This is a genomic window from Citrobacter sp. Cu233, assembly GCF_030332225.1.
Classification (GTDB): Bacteria; Pseudomonadota; Gammaproteobacteria; order Enterobacterales; family Enterobacteriaceae; genus Citrobacter.
Map to the genome: position 1 here is coordinate 265,815 of NZ_JAOWIF010000033.1, position 14,001 is coordinate 279,815.

The following is a 14,001-nucleotide window of genomic DNA, read 5'->3' on the forward strand; positions in this document are numbered from 1 at the left end:
CTTAACAATGCCCTAACCTGATGCAGTGTTCGGAATCAGGTGACGTAGAATGCCAGGCTCTTAGGCCTTTAGAGGTTGTTATGCTATATATTTTTCGTTTAATTATTACTGTTATTTACTGCATTTTGGTCTGTATTTTCGGTTGCATATACTGTCTGTTCAGCCCAAGAAATCCAAAACACGTTGCGACGTTCGGCCATATGTTTGGTCGCCTGGCTCCCCTGTATGGCCTGAAGGTCGAGTGTCGCATGCCGCCTGACGCGAAGAACTATGGTAATGCTATCTATATTTGTAACCACCAGAATAACTATGACATGGTTACCGCGGCGAATATCGTTCAGCCGCCGACGGTTACAGTAGGTAAAAAAAGCCTGTTATGGATCCCTTTCTTCGGACAGCTGTACTGGCTCACCGGTAATCTGTTGATCGACAGAAATAACCGCGCCAAAGCGCACAGCACCATTGCGGCGGTTGTGAATCACTTTAAAAAGCGTCGTATCTCTATCTGGATGTTCCCTGAAGGAACGCGTAGCCGTGGCCGTGGTCTGCTACCGTTTAAAACAGGTGCGTTCCATGCGGCAATTGCTGCGGGTGTCCCGGTTATCCCTGTTTGCGTTTCAACGACTTCTAATAAGATCAAATTGAACCGGCTGAATAATGGGCTGGCGATTGTAGAGATGCTGCCGCCCGTGGATATCAGTCATTTTGGTAAAGATCAGGTTCGTGAACTGGCAGCGCATTGCCGCACGCTGATGGAACAAAAAATCGCAGAACTCGATAAAGAAGTTGCTGAGCGGGAAGCTGCCGGTAAGGTTTAATTCGCTCATTTCGGGTTTGTTACAGGAAATGATTTCCTGCGTGTTAATCGCCAGTTTTTCATGGAGCTTATATGTCATTCAGTCGGCGTCAGTTCATTCAGGCATCGGGGATCGCGCTGTGTGCAGGTGCTGTTCCACTGAAGGCTAATGCTGCCGGTCAGCAACAACCGCTACCTGTTCCCCCCCTGCTGGAGTCCCGTCGGGGACAGCCGCTATTTATGACGCTGCAACGTGCGCACTGGTCGTTTACGCCTGGCACACGCGCACCCGTCTGGGGTGTTAACGGGCGCTACCTGGGGCCGACAATCCGCGTCTGGAAAGGCGATGATGTCAAGCTTATCTACAGCAACCGTCTGGCAGAAAATGTCTCAATGACCGTTGCCGGATTACAGGTTCCAGGTCCTCTTATGGGCGGGCCGGCGCGTATGATGTCGCCTAATGCGGACTGGGCGCCCGTGCTGCCGATCCGCCAAAGCGCTGCGACCTTGTGGTATCACGCCAATACGCCAAATCGCACTGCCCAGCAGGTCTATAACGGCCTTGCCGGGATGTGGCTGGTTGAAGATGAAGTGAGTAAATCACTGCCGATCCCTAACCACTATGGCGTGGATGATTTTCCAGTCATTATTCAGGATAAGCGCCTGGATAACTTCGGTACGCCAGAATATAGCGAGCCGGGCAGCGGTGGTTTTGTCGGGGATACTCTTTTGGTCAACGGGGCGCAAAGTCCGTATGTCGAAGTGTCCCGTGGCTGGGTGCGTTTGCGTTTGCTGAATGCCTCAAACTCGCGTCGTTATCTGCTGAAAATGAGCGATGGCCGTGCGCTGCATGTTATCTCAGGCGATCAGGGGTTTTTACCCGCGCCGGTTTCGGTGAAGCAGCTATCGCTGGCCCCAGGTGAGCGTCGTGAGATTCTGGTCGATATGACCAACGGTGATGAAGTTTCGATTACCTGCGGCGAGGCGGCCAGTATTGTTGACAGGATCCGTGGTTTCTTTGAACCTTCCAGTATCCTGATCTCCACGCTGGTACTGACTCTGCGACCAACCGGCCTTCTGCCGCTGGTAACGGATAGCCTGCCAATGCGTCTGTTACCCACCGAAATTTTGAGCGGCTCGCCGATTCGCAGCCGTGATATTAGCCTTGATGACGATCCTGGAATCAATGGCCAACTGTGGGATGTCAATCGCATGGATATCACGGCGCAGCAGGGCTCCTGGGAGCGCTGGACGGTGCGCGCAGATATGCCGCAGTCGTTCCATATTGAAGGCGTCTCTTTCCTGATCCGTAATGTGAATGGCGCGATGCCGTTCCCGGAAGACCGTGGCTGGAAAGATACCGTCTGGGTTGATGGGCAAGTGGAGTTGCTGGTCTATTATGGACAGCCTTCCTGGGCGCATTTCCCGTTCTACTTCAACAGCCAGACGCTGGAAATGGCAGACCGTGGTTCTATTGGACAGATGCTGGTGAACCCGGCGCCGTAATGCGCCGGGGGTCCCGTTACGCCCGCCAGAACATGCGCGAGAACAGGATCAGAATGGGGTAAATCTCCAGACGCCCCATGATCATGGCCGCGCACATCAGTAGCTTTGCTTCCTCATTTAAGGTGCCAAATGTCGTGGCGGTGACGCCAAATCCCAGCCCCATATTGTTGATGCAGGCGGCGACGGTGGCAAAAGAGGAGAAGAGATCGTAGCCCATCAAATTGAGCGCCCAGATAAAAAAGCTGGTGAACAAAACGTAGAGAAAGAAAAAGCTCCATACCGAACGCACCACCCGGTCGCTTACCACACTATTGCCCACTTTGATATTCAGCAGGGCGCGGGGATGCGCGAGCTGGTGTAACTCCTGACGGCACTGCTTGAACATAATTAAAAAGCGCAGCACCTTAATCCCCCCGCAAGTCGAACCCACACAACCGCCGAAGAAACTGGCGCTGAGCAGCATAAAGATCGTGTGCGAAGGCCACTGCGCGTAATCTGCCGTCGACAGGCCATTATCTGTCAGCATCGAACTGGCCAGAAAAAAAGCATGCACCAGGCTGTCCGTTAATCCGTACATGCCTGCCCGCCAAACTTGCCAGGTGGCGATCAGAGTGACGACCAGAGCAATAAGCAAAAAGAAACGCAGTTCGGCATTGCGACGAAAGGGCTTGAAGGTCCGCTTCACGATAGCAACGTACCAGAGGGTGAAGTTAAACGCAGACAGCAGTGAAAACAGTCCGGCAACTAGCTCAATAGCGTGGCTGTTATAAAAGCCGATGCTCTCGCTGCGAGTGGAAAATCCGCCGAGAGCGACCGTCGACAGCCCGTGGCATAAGGAATCGAAGAACGACATCCCGGCAGCCCAGTAGGCCAGAGTACAAATAAGTCCCAAAACGACATAGGTCAGCCACAGCGTGCGTGCGGTATCAGCAAGTCTGGGCGTAAGGCGTTCTTCTTTAAAGGGGCCCGGCATTTCAGACTGATATAGCTTCATGCCGCCAATACCCAGCAGCGGTAATACCGCTACGGCGAGGACAATAACCCCCAGGCCACCAATAAAATTGAGCTGAGCCCGGTAGTACAGATACGATTTCGGCATGGCGCTGACGTCGCCAATTACGGTTGCGCCCGTGGTGGTAATCCCGGAAACCCCTTCAAACAGGGCATCCGCAAAAGAGAGGTTTAAGCCATCGTCCATCCACATCGGCATCGCGCTGATAAACGAAAACAACAGCCAGAACAGAACGATAATGACGAAACCATCCCGTGTTCGCAGTTGAATACCCGCATGTTTGGTTGCCAGCCACGCCCCGCCGCCGAGGGTGAAGAAAGTCATAAACGTGCTGAAAAAAGCGAACAAGCTCCGCTCTTTATTTAACAAAGCGATGGTCATCGGTGGCAGCATAGAAAAGCTGTAGAGAAGAACCAGAAACCCACACAGGTGAACAACAACCCGTAACTGGGAAATATGCAGTGAATCGTTGAGTCGCAATGAAAAATCCCCCGCCGAAAAAGAGTTATCTCAGTTGGCCGGCATGGTGTTAATTATGATTGATAAAAATGAGCGTCGTAAAATTTAACAATTTATATAACTTTCTACTGCTCTGGTTCAGACTCCACTTCATTTCTTGCCGACATACAGCGTATAATCCCCGGCCTTTGATTATTTTTTTACCATTTTTTTGGAAGCATTATGAGCGCAATATCCCTGATCCAACCGGACAGAGACCTTTTCTCCTGGCCGCAGTATTGGGCCGCCTGTTTTGGGCCGGCACCATTTTTGCCGATGTCACGCGACGAAATGGATCAACTTGGCTGGGATAGCTGCGACATCATTCTGGTTACCGGCGATGCGTACGTCGATCACCCGAGCTTCGGTATGGCTATTTGCGGCCGTATGCTGGAAGCACAGGGCTTTCGCGTGGGGATCATCGCCCAACCGGAGTGGAATAGCAAAGATGACTTTATGCGTCTGGGCAAACCGAACCTGTTCTTCGGCGTAACTGCCGGCAACATGGACTCGATGATCAACCGTTATACCGCCGATCGCCGACTGCGCCATGACGATGCCTATACGCCGGACAACGTGGCGGGTAAACGCCCGGATCGCGCGACGCTGGTTTATACCCAGCGCTGTAAAGAAGCCTGGAAAGATGTGCCGGTTATTCTCGGCGGTATTGAAGCCAGCCTGCGCCGTACTGCGCATTACGATTACTGGTCAGATACCGTGCGTCGTTCCGTGTTGGTGGATTCAAAAGCCGACATGCTGATGTTTGGCAACGGCGAACGTCCATTGGTGGAAGTCGCACACCGTCTGGCAATGGGCGAAACCATTGATCAGATCCGCGACGTGCGTAATACCGCGATTATGGTCAAAGAAGCGCTGCCGGGCTGGAGTGGGGTGGATTCCACGCGTCTGGATATGCCAGGAAAAATTGACCCAATCCCCCATCCGTATGGCGAAGACTTGCCGTGTGCTGACAACAAACCGGTGGCGCCGAAAAAACAAGAAGCGAAAGCGGTAACCGTACAGCCGCCGCGTCCGAAGCCGTGGGAAAAAACCTACGTACTGTTGCCGTCGTTCGAGAAAGTGAAGAGCGACAAAGTACTGTACGCCCATGCGTCGCGTATTCTGCACCATGAAACGAACCCAGGATGCGCGCGTGCACTGATGCAAAAGCATGGCGATCGCTATATTTGGGTTAACCCACCGGCGATCCCGTTGTCGACCGAAGAAATGGACAGCGTCTTTGCACTGCCGTACAAGCGCGTACCACATCCGGCATACGGTAACAGCCGAATTCCCGCCTATGAGATGATCCGTTTCTCGATCAATATCATGCGTGGCTGTTTTGGTGGTTGCTCGTTCTGTTCGATCACCGAGCACGAAGGGCGCATTATCCAGAGCCGTTCGGAAGATTCGATCATCAATGAGATCGAAGCCATTCGTGATACCGTTCCGGGCTTTACCGGCGTGATTTCCGATCTCGGTGGCCCAACGGCCAACATGTATATGCTGCGCTGTAAGTCACCGCGTGCGGAACAGACCTGCCGTCGTCTGTCATGCGTGTATCCGGACATCTGCCCGCATATGGATACCAACCACGAACCGACGATTAATCTTTACCGCCGCGCGCGTGATCTAAAAGGCATTAAAAAGATCCTTATCGCATCCGGGGTGCGTTATGACATCGCCGTTGAGGACCCGCGCTATATTAAAGAGTTAGCAACTCACCATGTGGGTGGCTACCTGAAGATTGCGCCGGAGCATACCGAAGAAGGCCCATTGTCGAAGATGATGAAACCGGGTATGGGCAGCTACGACCGCTTTAAAGAGTTGTTCGATACCTATTCTAAACAGGCCGGTAAAGAGCAGTACCTGATCCCATATTTTATCTCTGCGCACCCGGGGACGCGTGATGAGGATATGGTGAATCTGGCTCTGTGGCTGAAACAGCGCCGTTTCCGTTTGGATCAAGTGCAGAACTTCTACCCATCACCGCTGGCAAACTCTACAACCATGTATTACACCGGGAAAAACCCGTTGGGTAAAATTGGTTATAAGAGTGAAGATGTGGTGGTGCCAAGAGGTGATAAACAGCGCCGTCTGCATAAAGCACTGCTGCGTTACCATGATCCTGCTAACTGGCCGTTAATCCGTCAGGCGCTGGAAGATATGGGGAAAAAGCATCTGATTGGCGGTCGTCGCGAGTGTTTGGTTCCGGCCCCGACGCTGGAAGAGATGCGCGAAGCACGTCGTCAGAACCGCCACACCCGCCCGGCACTGACCAAGCATACGCCAGTCGCGCACCAGCGTCAGACGCCTGCGGCGAATAAAAAACGCGGGAAAGTTGCGGGGCGCTAATGCCAGACCGTAGACCGGATAAGGTGTGTCACCTTATCCGGTAATGACATTGACGCGTTAAGCTTCACGAATTCTGGCCGCTAATGCGGCCAGTTTTTCATCGTCTGCCCGCTCGTGGTCGTGTGACGACAAATACCCTTCATACTGTTCGAAAAATTTATTCTGCCGTGACTCGATCGGTTTCCAGTGCGTCAAATCACCTGTGCCATGCATAGGGCTGAGCTTACTGTGCACATGATCCACGCCAAACCCTTCGAAAAACATCCCTGTACGGCTGACGTCCGGGAAAGCGTTATCCAGTTTTTTCGCCACCTTTTGGGTCGCCAGCATCAGGTCTGCCAGTGCCTGCGGCGGCATATCAAATGCATAGCTGGGATAGTGCTTTTTCGGGATCACCACGGTAAAACCTTCGGTGTTCGGGAAAATCGACAGAAAGGCCAGGTGATGCTCATCCTCCCAGACTTTATGGCAGGGCGCTTTACCTTCAACAATTTGACAGAAAATACAGGTCATTCCTTTTCTCCGTAGGTAAGACGTTTTGTCAGGACGCAGTGAGTTTAGTACAGACCCAACATCTTCCACCACATCAGCCCTACGGTGATAAAGACGGCTTGATTAAACAGGCTGATGATGAATCCTGTTCGCCACCAGACCCCTGTCGGGACGTACCCGGCACCAAACAGAATCGGGCCGCGGGCGTGAGTGTACTGAGTGAGGGAACAGTACAGACTGCTGGTGAAGGCCAACATCAACGCCGTAGGCGCTGCAGGAATATTCAAATGCAAGCCGACGCCAAGGAAAACGGCGTACAGCGCCGCAATCTGCGCATTACCGCTGGCAAAAAAGTAGTGGGTATAAAAGTACGCGGCGTTGAGCAGCAGCAGGACAACCACCCAACTGGTTCCATGCATGGTACTGCTCAGGCTATCGCCAATCAGGTTGCCAAACCAGGTGGTAAAGCCCAGATTTTTCAACTGATTCGCCATCATTAATAGTGCGGCAAACCAGATCAGCGTATCCCATGCGCCTTTCTCACTTTTGACGTCTTCCCAGCTCAGAACGCCGCTGAGCAGCAAGATGGATAAGCCAACAAATGAGGCGGTTGTGGCGTCGACACCCAGCGTATCACCAAAAATCCACAGCACCAGCAGGACGCCGACAGTCGCCAGCATCAGCCATTCACCGCGTGACATTCGGCCCATTTCTGCCAGTTCTTTGCGCGCCAGATTAGGGGCATCCGGCGTGTGTTTGATTTCCGGACGTACCAGCCAGTAAACCAGGAGTGGAACCAGCAGCAACGAGACCAGACAAGGCAGCAGCGCCGCCATAAACCAACTGCCCCAGGTCAGTGTGACCCCCGCGTTGGCCGCCAGTTTTACTGCCAACAGATTGCCGGTATAGCCGGTCATAAAGAGCGCGGCGGTGACATCATTGACATTGCCAATACAGGTGATGAGAAAGGTGCCGATTTTATTGCGGGATTCATCTTCCGGGTTTGAATGGAAACTGCGTGCCAGAGAGTCAGCTATCGGGTAGATGACGCCGCCACAGCGTGCCGTATTGCTTGGCATTGCTGGGGAAAGTATCAGGTCCGCAAACGCCAGTCCGTAGGCGAGTCCCAGGGTACGTTTTCCGAGCAGACGGATCATCTGCAGCGCGATACGTCGGCCGAGGCCGGTTTTGATAAACCCGCGGGCAATCATAAAGGCGACGACAATCAGCCAGATCAGCGAACTGTTCAGTTCGCTCAGTGCGGTGGTAATAGCACCGCTGGCGGTTTTATCCCCGGCAGCATAAGCGAGGGCAAAAACGGTAATACCGATGATGCCGACTGCGCCAATAGGCAGAACTTTTGCCACGATAGCAGCAATGGTAGCAACGAAGATAATGGCTGAATGCCAGGCTGGCGCACTTAACCCACTGGGTGGGGTAAGCTGCCAGAGCCCGGCAGAAATCAATAATATAAGAATTAATGGGAGCCATTTGACGCCATGCTGTGTTTTTTCCGCCATGGTCACGCACCTATAGATATTTGTGATGTATTAATGAAATTAATATTATTAATTAATAATTAGTAAGTTATGTCGCGTAATGCTGCACGTGGATGTGCCATAAATACATCTATACTTGCGCGTTTATTGTTTCTTAATATTTCGACAGGAGAAAAGCCCGACGGGAAGGCCGGGCTGGAGAGGAGAGATTAACCGCCGAACTGATCCGGGTCAGGGCCCAGGCGTTTACCCTGATCGAGTTTTGCAATTTCACCGAGTTCGTCTTTGTCCAGGCGGAAATCCCAGACGTTGAAGTTCTCGGCGATACGGGCAGGGGTAACGGATTTCGGGATGACAACCAGACCGTTATCCAGATGCCAGCGAATGACGACCTGCGCCGGTGATTTGCCATATTTTTCAGCGAGCTCGCGAATGATCTTTTGATCAAATACATCTTTACCGCCCTGCGCCAGCGGGCTCCAGGACTCAGTCTGGATCTTATGTGTTGCGTTCCAGGCGTGAAGCTGGCGTTGCTGCATCAGTGGATGCAGTTCTATCTGGTTAATCACCGGGGGGACACCTGTTTCATCCATCAGGCGCTGGAGATGATTGATCTGAAAGTTGCACACACCGATGCTCTTGATCAGCCCCTCTTTTTGCAGGTCGATCATGTTTTCCCACGCTTCAACGTAGTGATCGATCGCCGGGACAGGCCAGTGCATCAGGTAGAGATCGAGGTAATCGAGCTGGAGTTTCTCCATGCTTTCGAGCAATGCTTCCCGTGGGCGCTTCTGGTCATCATTCCACAGCTTGGTGGTAATGAATAACTCTTCGCGTGGCACGCCCGCATTGCGTAATGCTTTGCCGACACCTTCTTCGTTTTTGTACGCCGCAGCGGTATCGATAGAGCGATAACCGACTTCCAGCGCTTTATGAATGGCGGAGATGACTTCTTCATTGCTTGCCTTCCAGACCCCCAGGCCCAGTTGCGGCATGACGTTACCATCCTGTAGCTTGATAATGGTTGGACCGGTCATAATTCCCCCCCCTTAATTGAGTTCACCGGGGCAAGCCCCGGTAAGTTAGGTGTGATTTAAGTCTGGCCTATACTCGTCATACTTCAAGCTGTATATGCGTTGGCTGCACTTGTTCACCCCTGTCACTTACTTCTGTCAGCTCCAGGGGATTCTCTCTTTTGCCGGCTTTATGCAACTCGAATTGTTGAGAGTATAAATAGCCAAAAACGAAAGTCAGAGGTCAAAAAACCTTAGCGGGCAGCTTCGTAAATCCGGCGGCTGACGTCCAGCGTGATGTCCTGATGTTCACCCAGTTTCGTGCCGCCATGCGCTTCCAGTTTTTCCAGTAGTGCCGGGATGGAGCTGCCATCCAGACTGTAGTCAGACAGGTGAGTCGGTACACCCATTTGTTCGAAGAACTGACGGGTGGCGGCAATCGCGGCATCAATGCGCTGGTCTTCGGAGCCTTCAGTGATATTCCAGATGCGCTCTGCGTATTGCAGCAGTTTGGCTCGCTTGGTATCGCGTTTTTCATTCCACAATGCAGGCAGGACGATTGCCAGCGTCTGAGCGTGGTCGAGTCCGTGCATTGCCGTCAGTTCGTGACCCAGCATATGGGTTGCCCAGTCCTGCGGTACGCCTGCACCGATCAGCCCGTTCAGTGCCTGAGTGGCTGCCCACATGACGTTAGCACGCACATTGTAGTTTTCCGGCTCCTGTAACGCTTTCGGACCGTCTTCTATCAGCGTCAGCAGAATACCTTCGGCAAAGCGATCCTGAATTTTCCCGTCTACAGGATAAGTCACATATTGCTCTACAGTATGAACAAAAGCATCGACTACACCGTTGGCAACCTGACGCGGCGGCAGGGTATAGGTGTAAACCGGATCGAGCACAGCAAATACGGGCTGGACAAACGGGGTCATGAAGGCCAGTTTGTCGCCAGTCGTTTTGCGCGAAATTACCGCACCAGAGTTAGATTCAGATCCGGTTGCTGGTAGGGTCAGTACCGAGCCCATTGGGACGGCGCTTTGTACGTCGTTACCGCGTGTTTCCAGAATGCGCCACGGGTCAACACTGTCAGCATAATGTGCCGCTGCGGCGATGAATTTTGTGCCATCCAGAACAGAACCGCCGCCTACCGCCAGCAGGAATGTCACCTTCTCATCACGGACAATTTTTACCGCGTTCATCAGCGTTTCATAGGATGGGTTCGGCTCAATACCGCCAAACTCGAGCATATCCAGACCTTTCAGTGTGTCCTGAACTTGTGCCAGAACGCCTGTTTTTTTCACGCTACCACCGCCGTAGGTAATCAGTACGCGAGCATCCTGGGGGATTTGGTCGCGCAGTTCTGCAATCGCGCCTTTACCAAACAGAATGCGGGTTGGGGTATGGAGATTAAAGTTGTTCATTGCTCGTTACCTTGTGTGGGTAAAAAAGAGGGCAGGCGAGTGTCTGCCTGATGGTGAACATTGTGGTCGTCAGAAGCGTTCCTCTCAATGCTCATTTCTGCCGATGTCTTGCCCATTTCTACAGACTACTGGAGAAAAGAGATAAAAGTGCGCACTATATCAAGGTTACAAATCAATGATGAAATGGTGCCCTATGAACCGTGATGAGATCTGTCTCCTGCTGACAGAAAAAATTAAGCAGCTGAAAAATAATGAGAATAAATTAAATGATCTGCTGCCTGATATTCGCTTACTGTATGGCTCTGAACCCGGGGTGCGCACACCAGTGATGTATCAGCCTGGCATCATATTTCTCTTTTCAGGACATAAAATTGGTTATATCAACGAACGTGTCTTTCGCTATGACGCCAACGAATATTTACTGCTAACAGTTCCTTTACCCTTTGAATGTGAAACTTATGCGACACCGGACGTTCCGTTGGCGGGTATCCGCCTGAACGTCGATATCCTGCAATTGCAGGAATTGCTGATGGATATTGGGGAGGATGAGCTGTTCCAGCCCGCAATGGCGGCAAGCGGGATCAATTCGGCGACGCTATCCGATGAAATTCTCTGTGCAGCGGAACGCCTGCTGGATGTGATGGAGCGGCCATTGGATGCACGTATTCTGGGAAAACAGATTATTCGTGAGATCCTCTACCACGTGCTGACCGGGCCACGTGGAGGAGCCTTACTGGCGCTGGTCAGTCGCCAGACACATTTCAGTTTGATAAGCCGTGTGCTGAAGCGAATTGAAACCAAGTACACCGAAAATCTCAATGTTGAGCAATTGGCGGCAGAGGCCAATATGAGCGTGTCGGCGTTCCATCATAATTTTAAATCGGTGACCAGTACTTCACCGTTGCAGTATCTGAAGAGCTATCGATTGCATAAAGCGCGGATGATGATGATTCATGATGGGATGAAAGCCAGTGCGGCGGCAATGCGCGTGGGTTATGAGAGTGCATCGCAGTTTAGTCGGGAGTTCAAACGTTACTTTGGCGTCACGCCAGGGGAAGATGCAGCCAGAATTAGGATGATGCAGGGGAGTTGATCTCTTGTCGGTCAGACAGGTTTACTGTAGGCCTTAAAGCTGTGCGCCATAAGGCGAAATGCCGGGGGGTACCCGGCCTACGGACGCAGCTCAGGCGCTACAGTATTTTTTTTTAATCACCACGAACAGCGTTCCCAGCAGACCTGCAGTTAGCAGGGCGATTGGCAGGATCATTAAAAAGGTCATTACCTGATCTTCGTGGCGTTTAACAAACGGGATCATGCTGAGCGCATAGCCGAAACTGGTGACCACGGTGACCCACAGCAGGCCGCTCAGCCAGTTAAAAAACTGGAAACGACGGTTAGGCAGCCCTGAAATCCCCGCCATGGTCGGCAGCAAGGTGCGTACAAACGCCAGGAAACGTCCGGCGAGTAGTGCCATTAACCCGTGTTGGTCAAACATACAGGTAGCACGCTGATGATATTTTTCAGGTAATTGTGCCAGCCAGCCTTTCACTGTTCGTGTATTGCCCAGCCAGCGCCCCTGAATGTAGCTCAGCCAGCAACCGAGGCTGGCAGCGGCAGTCAGAATCGCTATGGTAGGTAAAAAGCTCATCACGTCCTGAGCAATCAGCGCTCCTGCCAGTAATAGCAGGCTGTCACCGGGCAAAAAGGAGGCGGGCAGCAGGCCATTTTCTAAAAACAGCGTGGCGAACATCACAAAGTACACCACGCTCACGACGTGTGGGTCCGCCAGCGCGGCAAAATCATGTTGCCAGAGCGCGGAGATAATATCTTGAATGACTACCATGGACTTTCCTGTGGAACAGCGTTTATAGGTGGATTGTACTCCTGAATTGTCCGGGATGCCTTGATCCCGGACGCAACAATTGCAGACTTTTCCACCAGAAGTGTCTGCATATATGTCCATCTGCGGCAATGTTACTCGATTCGGGTAAATCCTGCGGCTAAATCGGCAATCAGATCGTCAACATTTTCTAAACCGATGTGTAAACGGATGAGCGTTCCGCTGAAGTCCACTTTGCCTTCCGGACGAATTGCCGCGATGTGTTCCGGTTGGTTAGCCAGAATCAGCGATTCAAAACCGCCCCAGGAATAGGCCATGCTGAACAGGCTGAAGTGATCCAGGTACGCAGACAGTTCTTCATTATTTAGCTTCTTATGCAGAACAAATGAGAACAGACCGCTGCTACCGGTAAAGTCGCGTTTCCAGAATTCGTGTCCCTTGCTGCCGGGAAGTGCCGGGTGATTCACGCGGGCAACCTGCGGATGGTCAGCCAGCCACTCGGCGACTTTTAAACTGCTTTCATGGTGTTGGCGAAGGCGAACGCTTAACGTCCGCAATCCGCGGCTGGTCATATAGGCGGTATCGGCATCCAGCATTTGTCCCATCAGATAGGCATTTTCACGCAGTTGATCCCAGCAACGGGCATTGGATACCGCTGTCCCAACCATGCCGTCAGAATGACCAATCAGATATTTCGTCCCGGCCTGAATTGAGATATCGATACCGAAATCCAGCGCGTTGAACAACACGCCCGCAGCCCAGGTGTTATCAATCATGATGATAGCGTCCGGCACAACGCTTCTGACTGCGGCAACAATAGCTGGAACATCATGAACTTCCATGGTGACAGAACCTGGAGACTCAAGAAAAACAACTTTAGTGTTCGGCTGTATATGCTTCACAATATCCGCACCGACCAGCGGATCGAACCAGCCGGTTGTCACGCCAAGCTTGCCCAGTACCTTAGTGCAGAAATCCTGGCTGGGTTCATAGGCGGTATTTGTCATCAGCACATGATCGCCTTGTTCAACAAAGGCAAGGATGGTGTTGGCAACGGCTGCTGCACCGCAAGGGAACAGAGCGCAGCCCGCTCCGCCTTCCAGTTCACACATCGCTTCCTGCAGTGAGAAATGCGTCAGCGTGCCGCGACGTCCATAGAAAAGGGCACCGTTTGCGCGGTTATGCGTCGCCTGTTTTTTCGCCGCAACGGTGTCGAATACCAGTGAAGACGCGCGCTGGATCACGCTATTTACCGAACCCAGCGTGTATTTTTTACTACGCCCGGCGTGAACGAGTTTGGTCTCAAGCTGCTTATCTGCCATGTTGTATTACCTATTTTTATACGTCTGGATGTCTAAACTAGCATGAATCTCATCTGCCGCGTCCTGCAGAATAGCCATAAAGTACAAAATATTCTCAAATCGATTTCTGGTGACTTTTTTACTGCGTGAGCGCAAGGAAAAGAAACCAAAGGTGCGGCACTATGTAAATAGTAATGAGAACGACTATCAATTCGACGTCGTTTTGATATGATTACGCTCAGATTTTGTGATTTGCGTCCTGGAGATACAG

Annotated in this window: 11 protein-coding genes; 4 read left to right on the top strand and 7 right to left on the bottom strand. The window is 52.1% G+C overall.

The features are described from left to right. The first annotated feature begins 80 nt into the window (after window positions 1-80). Entirely contained in the window at window positions 81-818 is a 738-nt protein-coding gene (plsC, locus tag OGX95_RS11430) for a 1-acylglycerol-3-phosphate O-acyltransferase (protein ID WP_040233973.1), read from the top strand. Window positions 819-889: 71 nt separating this feature from the next. Continuing rightward, complete coding sequence (ftsP, locus tag OGX95_RS11435; RefSeq protein WP_286629489.1) at window positions 890-2,302, top strand: cell division protein FtsP; 1,413 nt, start codon at window positions 890-892, stop codon at window positions 2,300-2,302. Between the two features lie 16 nt (window positions 2,303-2,318). On the opposite strand, the gene OGX95_RS11440 is transcribed toward ftsP, so the two are convergent. Further along, entirely contained in the window at window positions 2,319-3,794 is a 1,476-nt protein-coding gene (locus OGX95_RS11440) for a TrkH family potassium uptake protein (protein WP_286629490.1), read from the bottom strand. A gap of 201 nt (window positions 3,795-3,995) precedes the next feature. On the opposite strand from OGX95_RS11440, the gene OGX95_RS11445 reads away from it, so the two are divergent. Beyond that, window positions 3,996-6,167 carry a YgiQ family radical SAM protein gene (locus tag OGX95_RS11445; protein ID WP_040233974.1) on the top strand — a complete coding sequence of 724 codons (2,172 nt, stop codon included), beginning with the start codon at window positions 3,996-3,998 and terminating at the stop codon, window positions 6,165-6,167. 57 nt (window positions 6,168-6,224) lie between these two features. Here OGX95_RS11445 and OGX95_RS11450 read toward each other — a convergent pair whose 3' ends face one another. From OGX95_RS11450 to yqhD, 4 genes are all read right to left on the bottom strand, one after another. Further along, window positions 6,225-6,680, bottom strand: coding sequence for an HIT family protein (locus OGX95_RS11450; protein WP_286629491.1), 456 nt, complete (start codon window positions 6,678-6,680; stop codon window positions 6,225-6,227). 44 nt (window positions 6,681-6,724) lie between these two features. Continuing rightward, entirely contained in the window at window positions 6,725-8,179 is a 1,455-nt protein-coding gene (locus tag OGX95_RS11455; RefSeq protein ID WP_502872777.1) for a DASS family sodium-coupled anion symporter, read from the bottom strand. Window positions 8,180-8,367: 188 nt separating this feature from the next. After that, a complete protein-coding gene (dkgA, locus tag OGX95_RS11460; RefSeq protein WP_286629492.1) occupies window positions 8,368-9,195 on the bottom strand; it encodes a 2,5-didehydrogluconate reductase DkgA in 828 nt (275 codons plus the stop codon). Window positions 9,196-9,425: 230 nt separating this feature from the next. Next, window positions 9,426-10,589, bottom strand: coding sequence for an alcohol dehydrogenase (yqhD, locus tag OGX95_RS11465; RefSeq protein ID WP_286629493.1), 1,164 nt, complete (start codon window positions 10,587-10,589; stop codon window positions 9,426-9,428). Between the two features lie 193 nt (window positions 10,590-10,782). Between yqhD and OGX95_RS11470 the strand changes: the two genes are divergently transcribed. Then, complete coding sequence (locus OGX95_RS11470) at window positions 10,783-11,682, top strand: AraC family transcriptional regulator (RefSeq protein ID WP_286629494.1); 900 nt, start codon at window positions 10,783-10,785, stop codon at window positions 11,680-11,682. 90 nt (window positions 11,683-11,772) lie between these two features. Here the strand turns inward: OGX95_RS11470 and yghB are convergent, their stop codons facing one another. Next, a complete protein-coding gene (gene yghB, locus OGX95_RS11475) occupies window positions 11,773-12,432 on the bottom strand; it encodes a DedA family general envelope maintenance protein YghB (RefSeq protein WP_137382572.1) in 660 nt (219 codons plus the stop codon). Window positions 12,433-12,563: 131 nt separating this feature from the next. Beyond that, entirely contained in the window at window positions 12,564-13,751 is a 1,188-nt protein-coding gene (gene metC, locus OGX95_RS11480) for a cystathionine beta-lyase (protein ID WP_286629495.1), read from the bottom strand. Window positions 13,752-14,001: the final 250 nt, after the last annotated feature.

Bases quoted from the DNA above. Each gene is read 5' to 3' on its own strand.
- plsC (WP_040233973.1), top strand. From the start codon at position 81: ATGCTATATATTTTTCGTTTAATTATTACTGTTATTTACTGCATTTTG.
- ftsP (WP_286629489.1), top strand. From the start codon at position 890: ATGTCATTCAGTCGGCGTCAGTTCATTCAGGCATCGGGGATCGCGCTG.
- OGX95_RS11445 (WP_040233974.1), top strand. From the start codon at position 3,996: ATGAGCGCAATATCCCTGATCCAACCGGACAGAGACCTTTTCTCCTGG.
- OGX95_RS11450 (WP_286629491.1), bottom strand. From the start codon at position 6,680: ATGACCTGTATTTTCTGTCAAATTGTTGAAGGTAAAGCGCCCTGCCAT.
- OGX95_RS11455 (WP_502872777.1), bottom strand. From the start codon at position 8,179: ATGGCGGAAAAAACACAGCATGGCGTCAAATGGCTCCCATTAATTCTT.
- dkgA (WP_286629492.1), bottom strand. From the start codon at position 9,195: ATGACCGGTCCAACCATTATCAAGCTACAGGATGGTAACGTCATGCCG.
- yqhD (WP_286629493.1), bottom strand. From the start codon at position 10,589: ATGAACAACTTTAATCTCCATACCCCAACCCGCATTCTGTTTGGTAAA.
- OGX95_RS11470 (WP_286629494.1), top strand. From the start codon at position 10,783: ATGAACCGTGATGAGATCTGTCTCCTGCTGACAGAAAAAATTAAGCAG.
- yghB (WP_137382572.1), bottom strand. From the start codon at position 12,432: ATGGTAGTCATTCAAGATATTATCTCCGCGCTCTGGCAACATGATTTT.
- metC (WP_286629495.1), bottom strand. From the start codon at position 13,751: ATGGCAGATAAGCAGCTTGAGACCAAACTCGTTCACGCCGGGCGTAGT.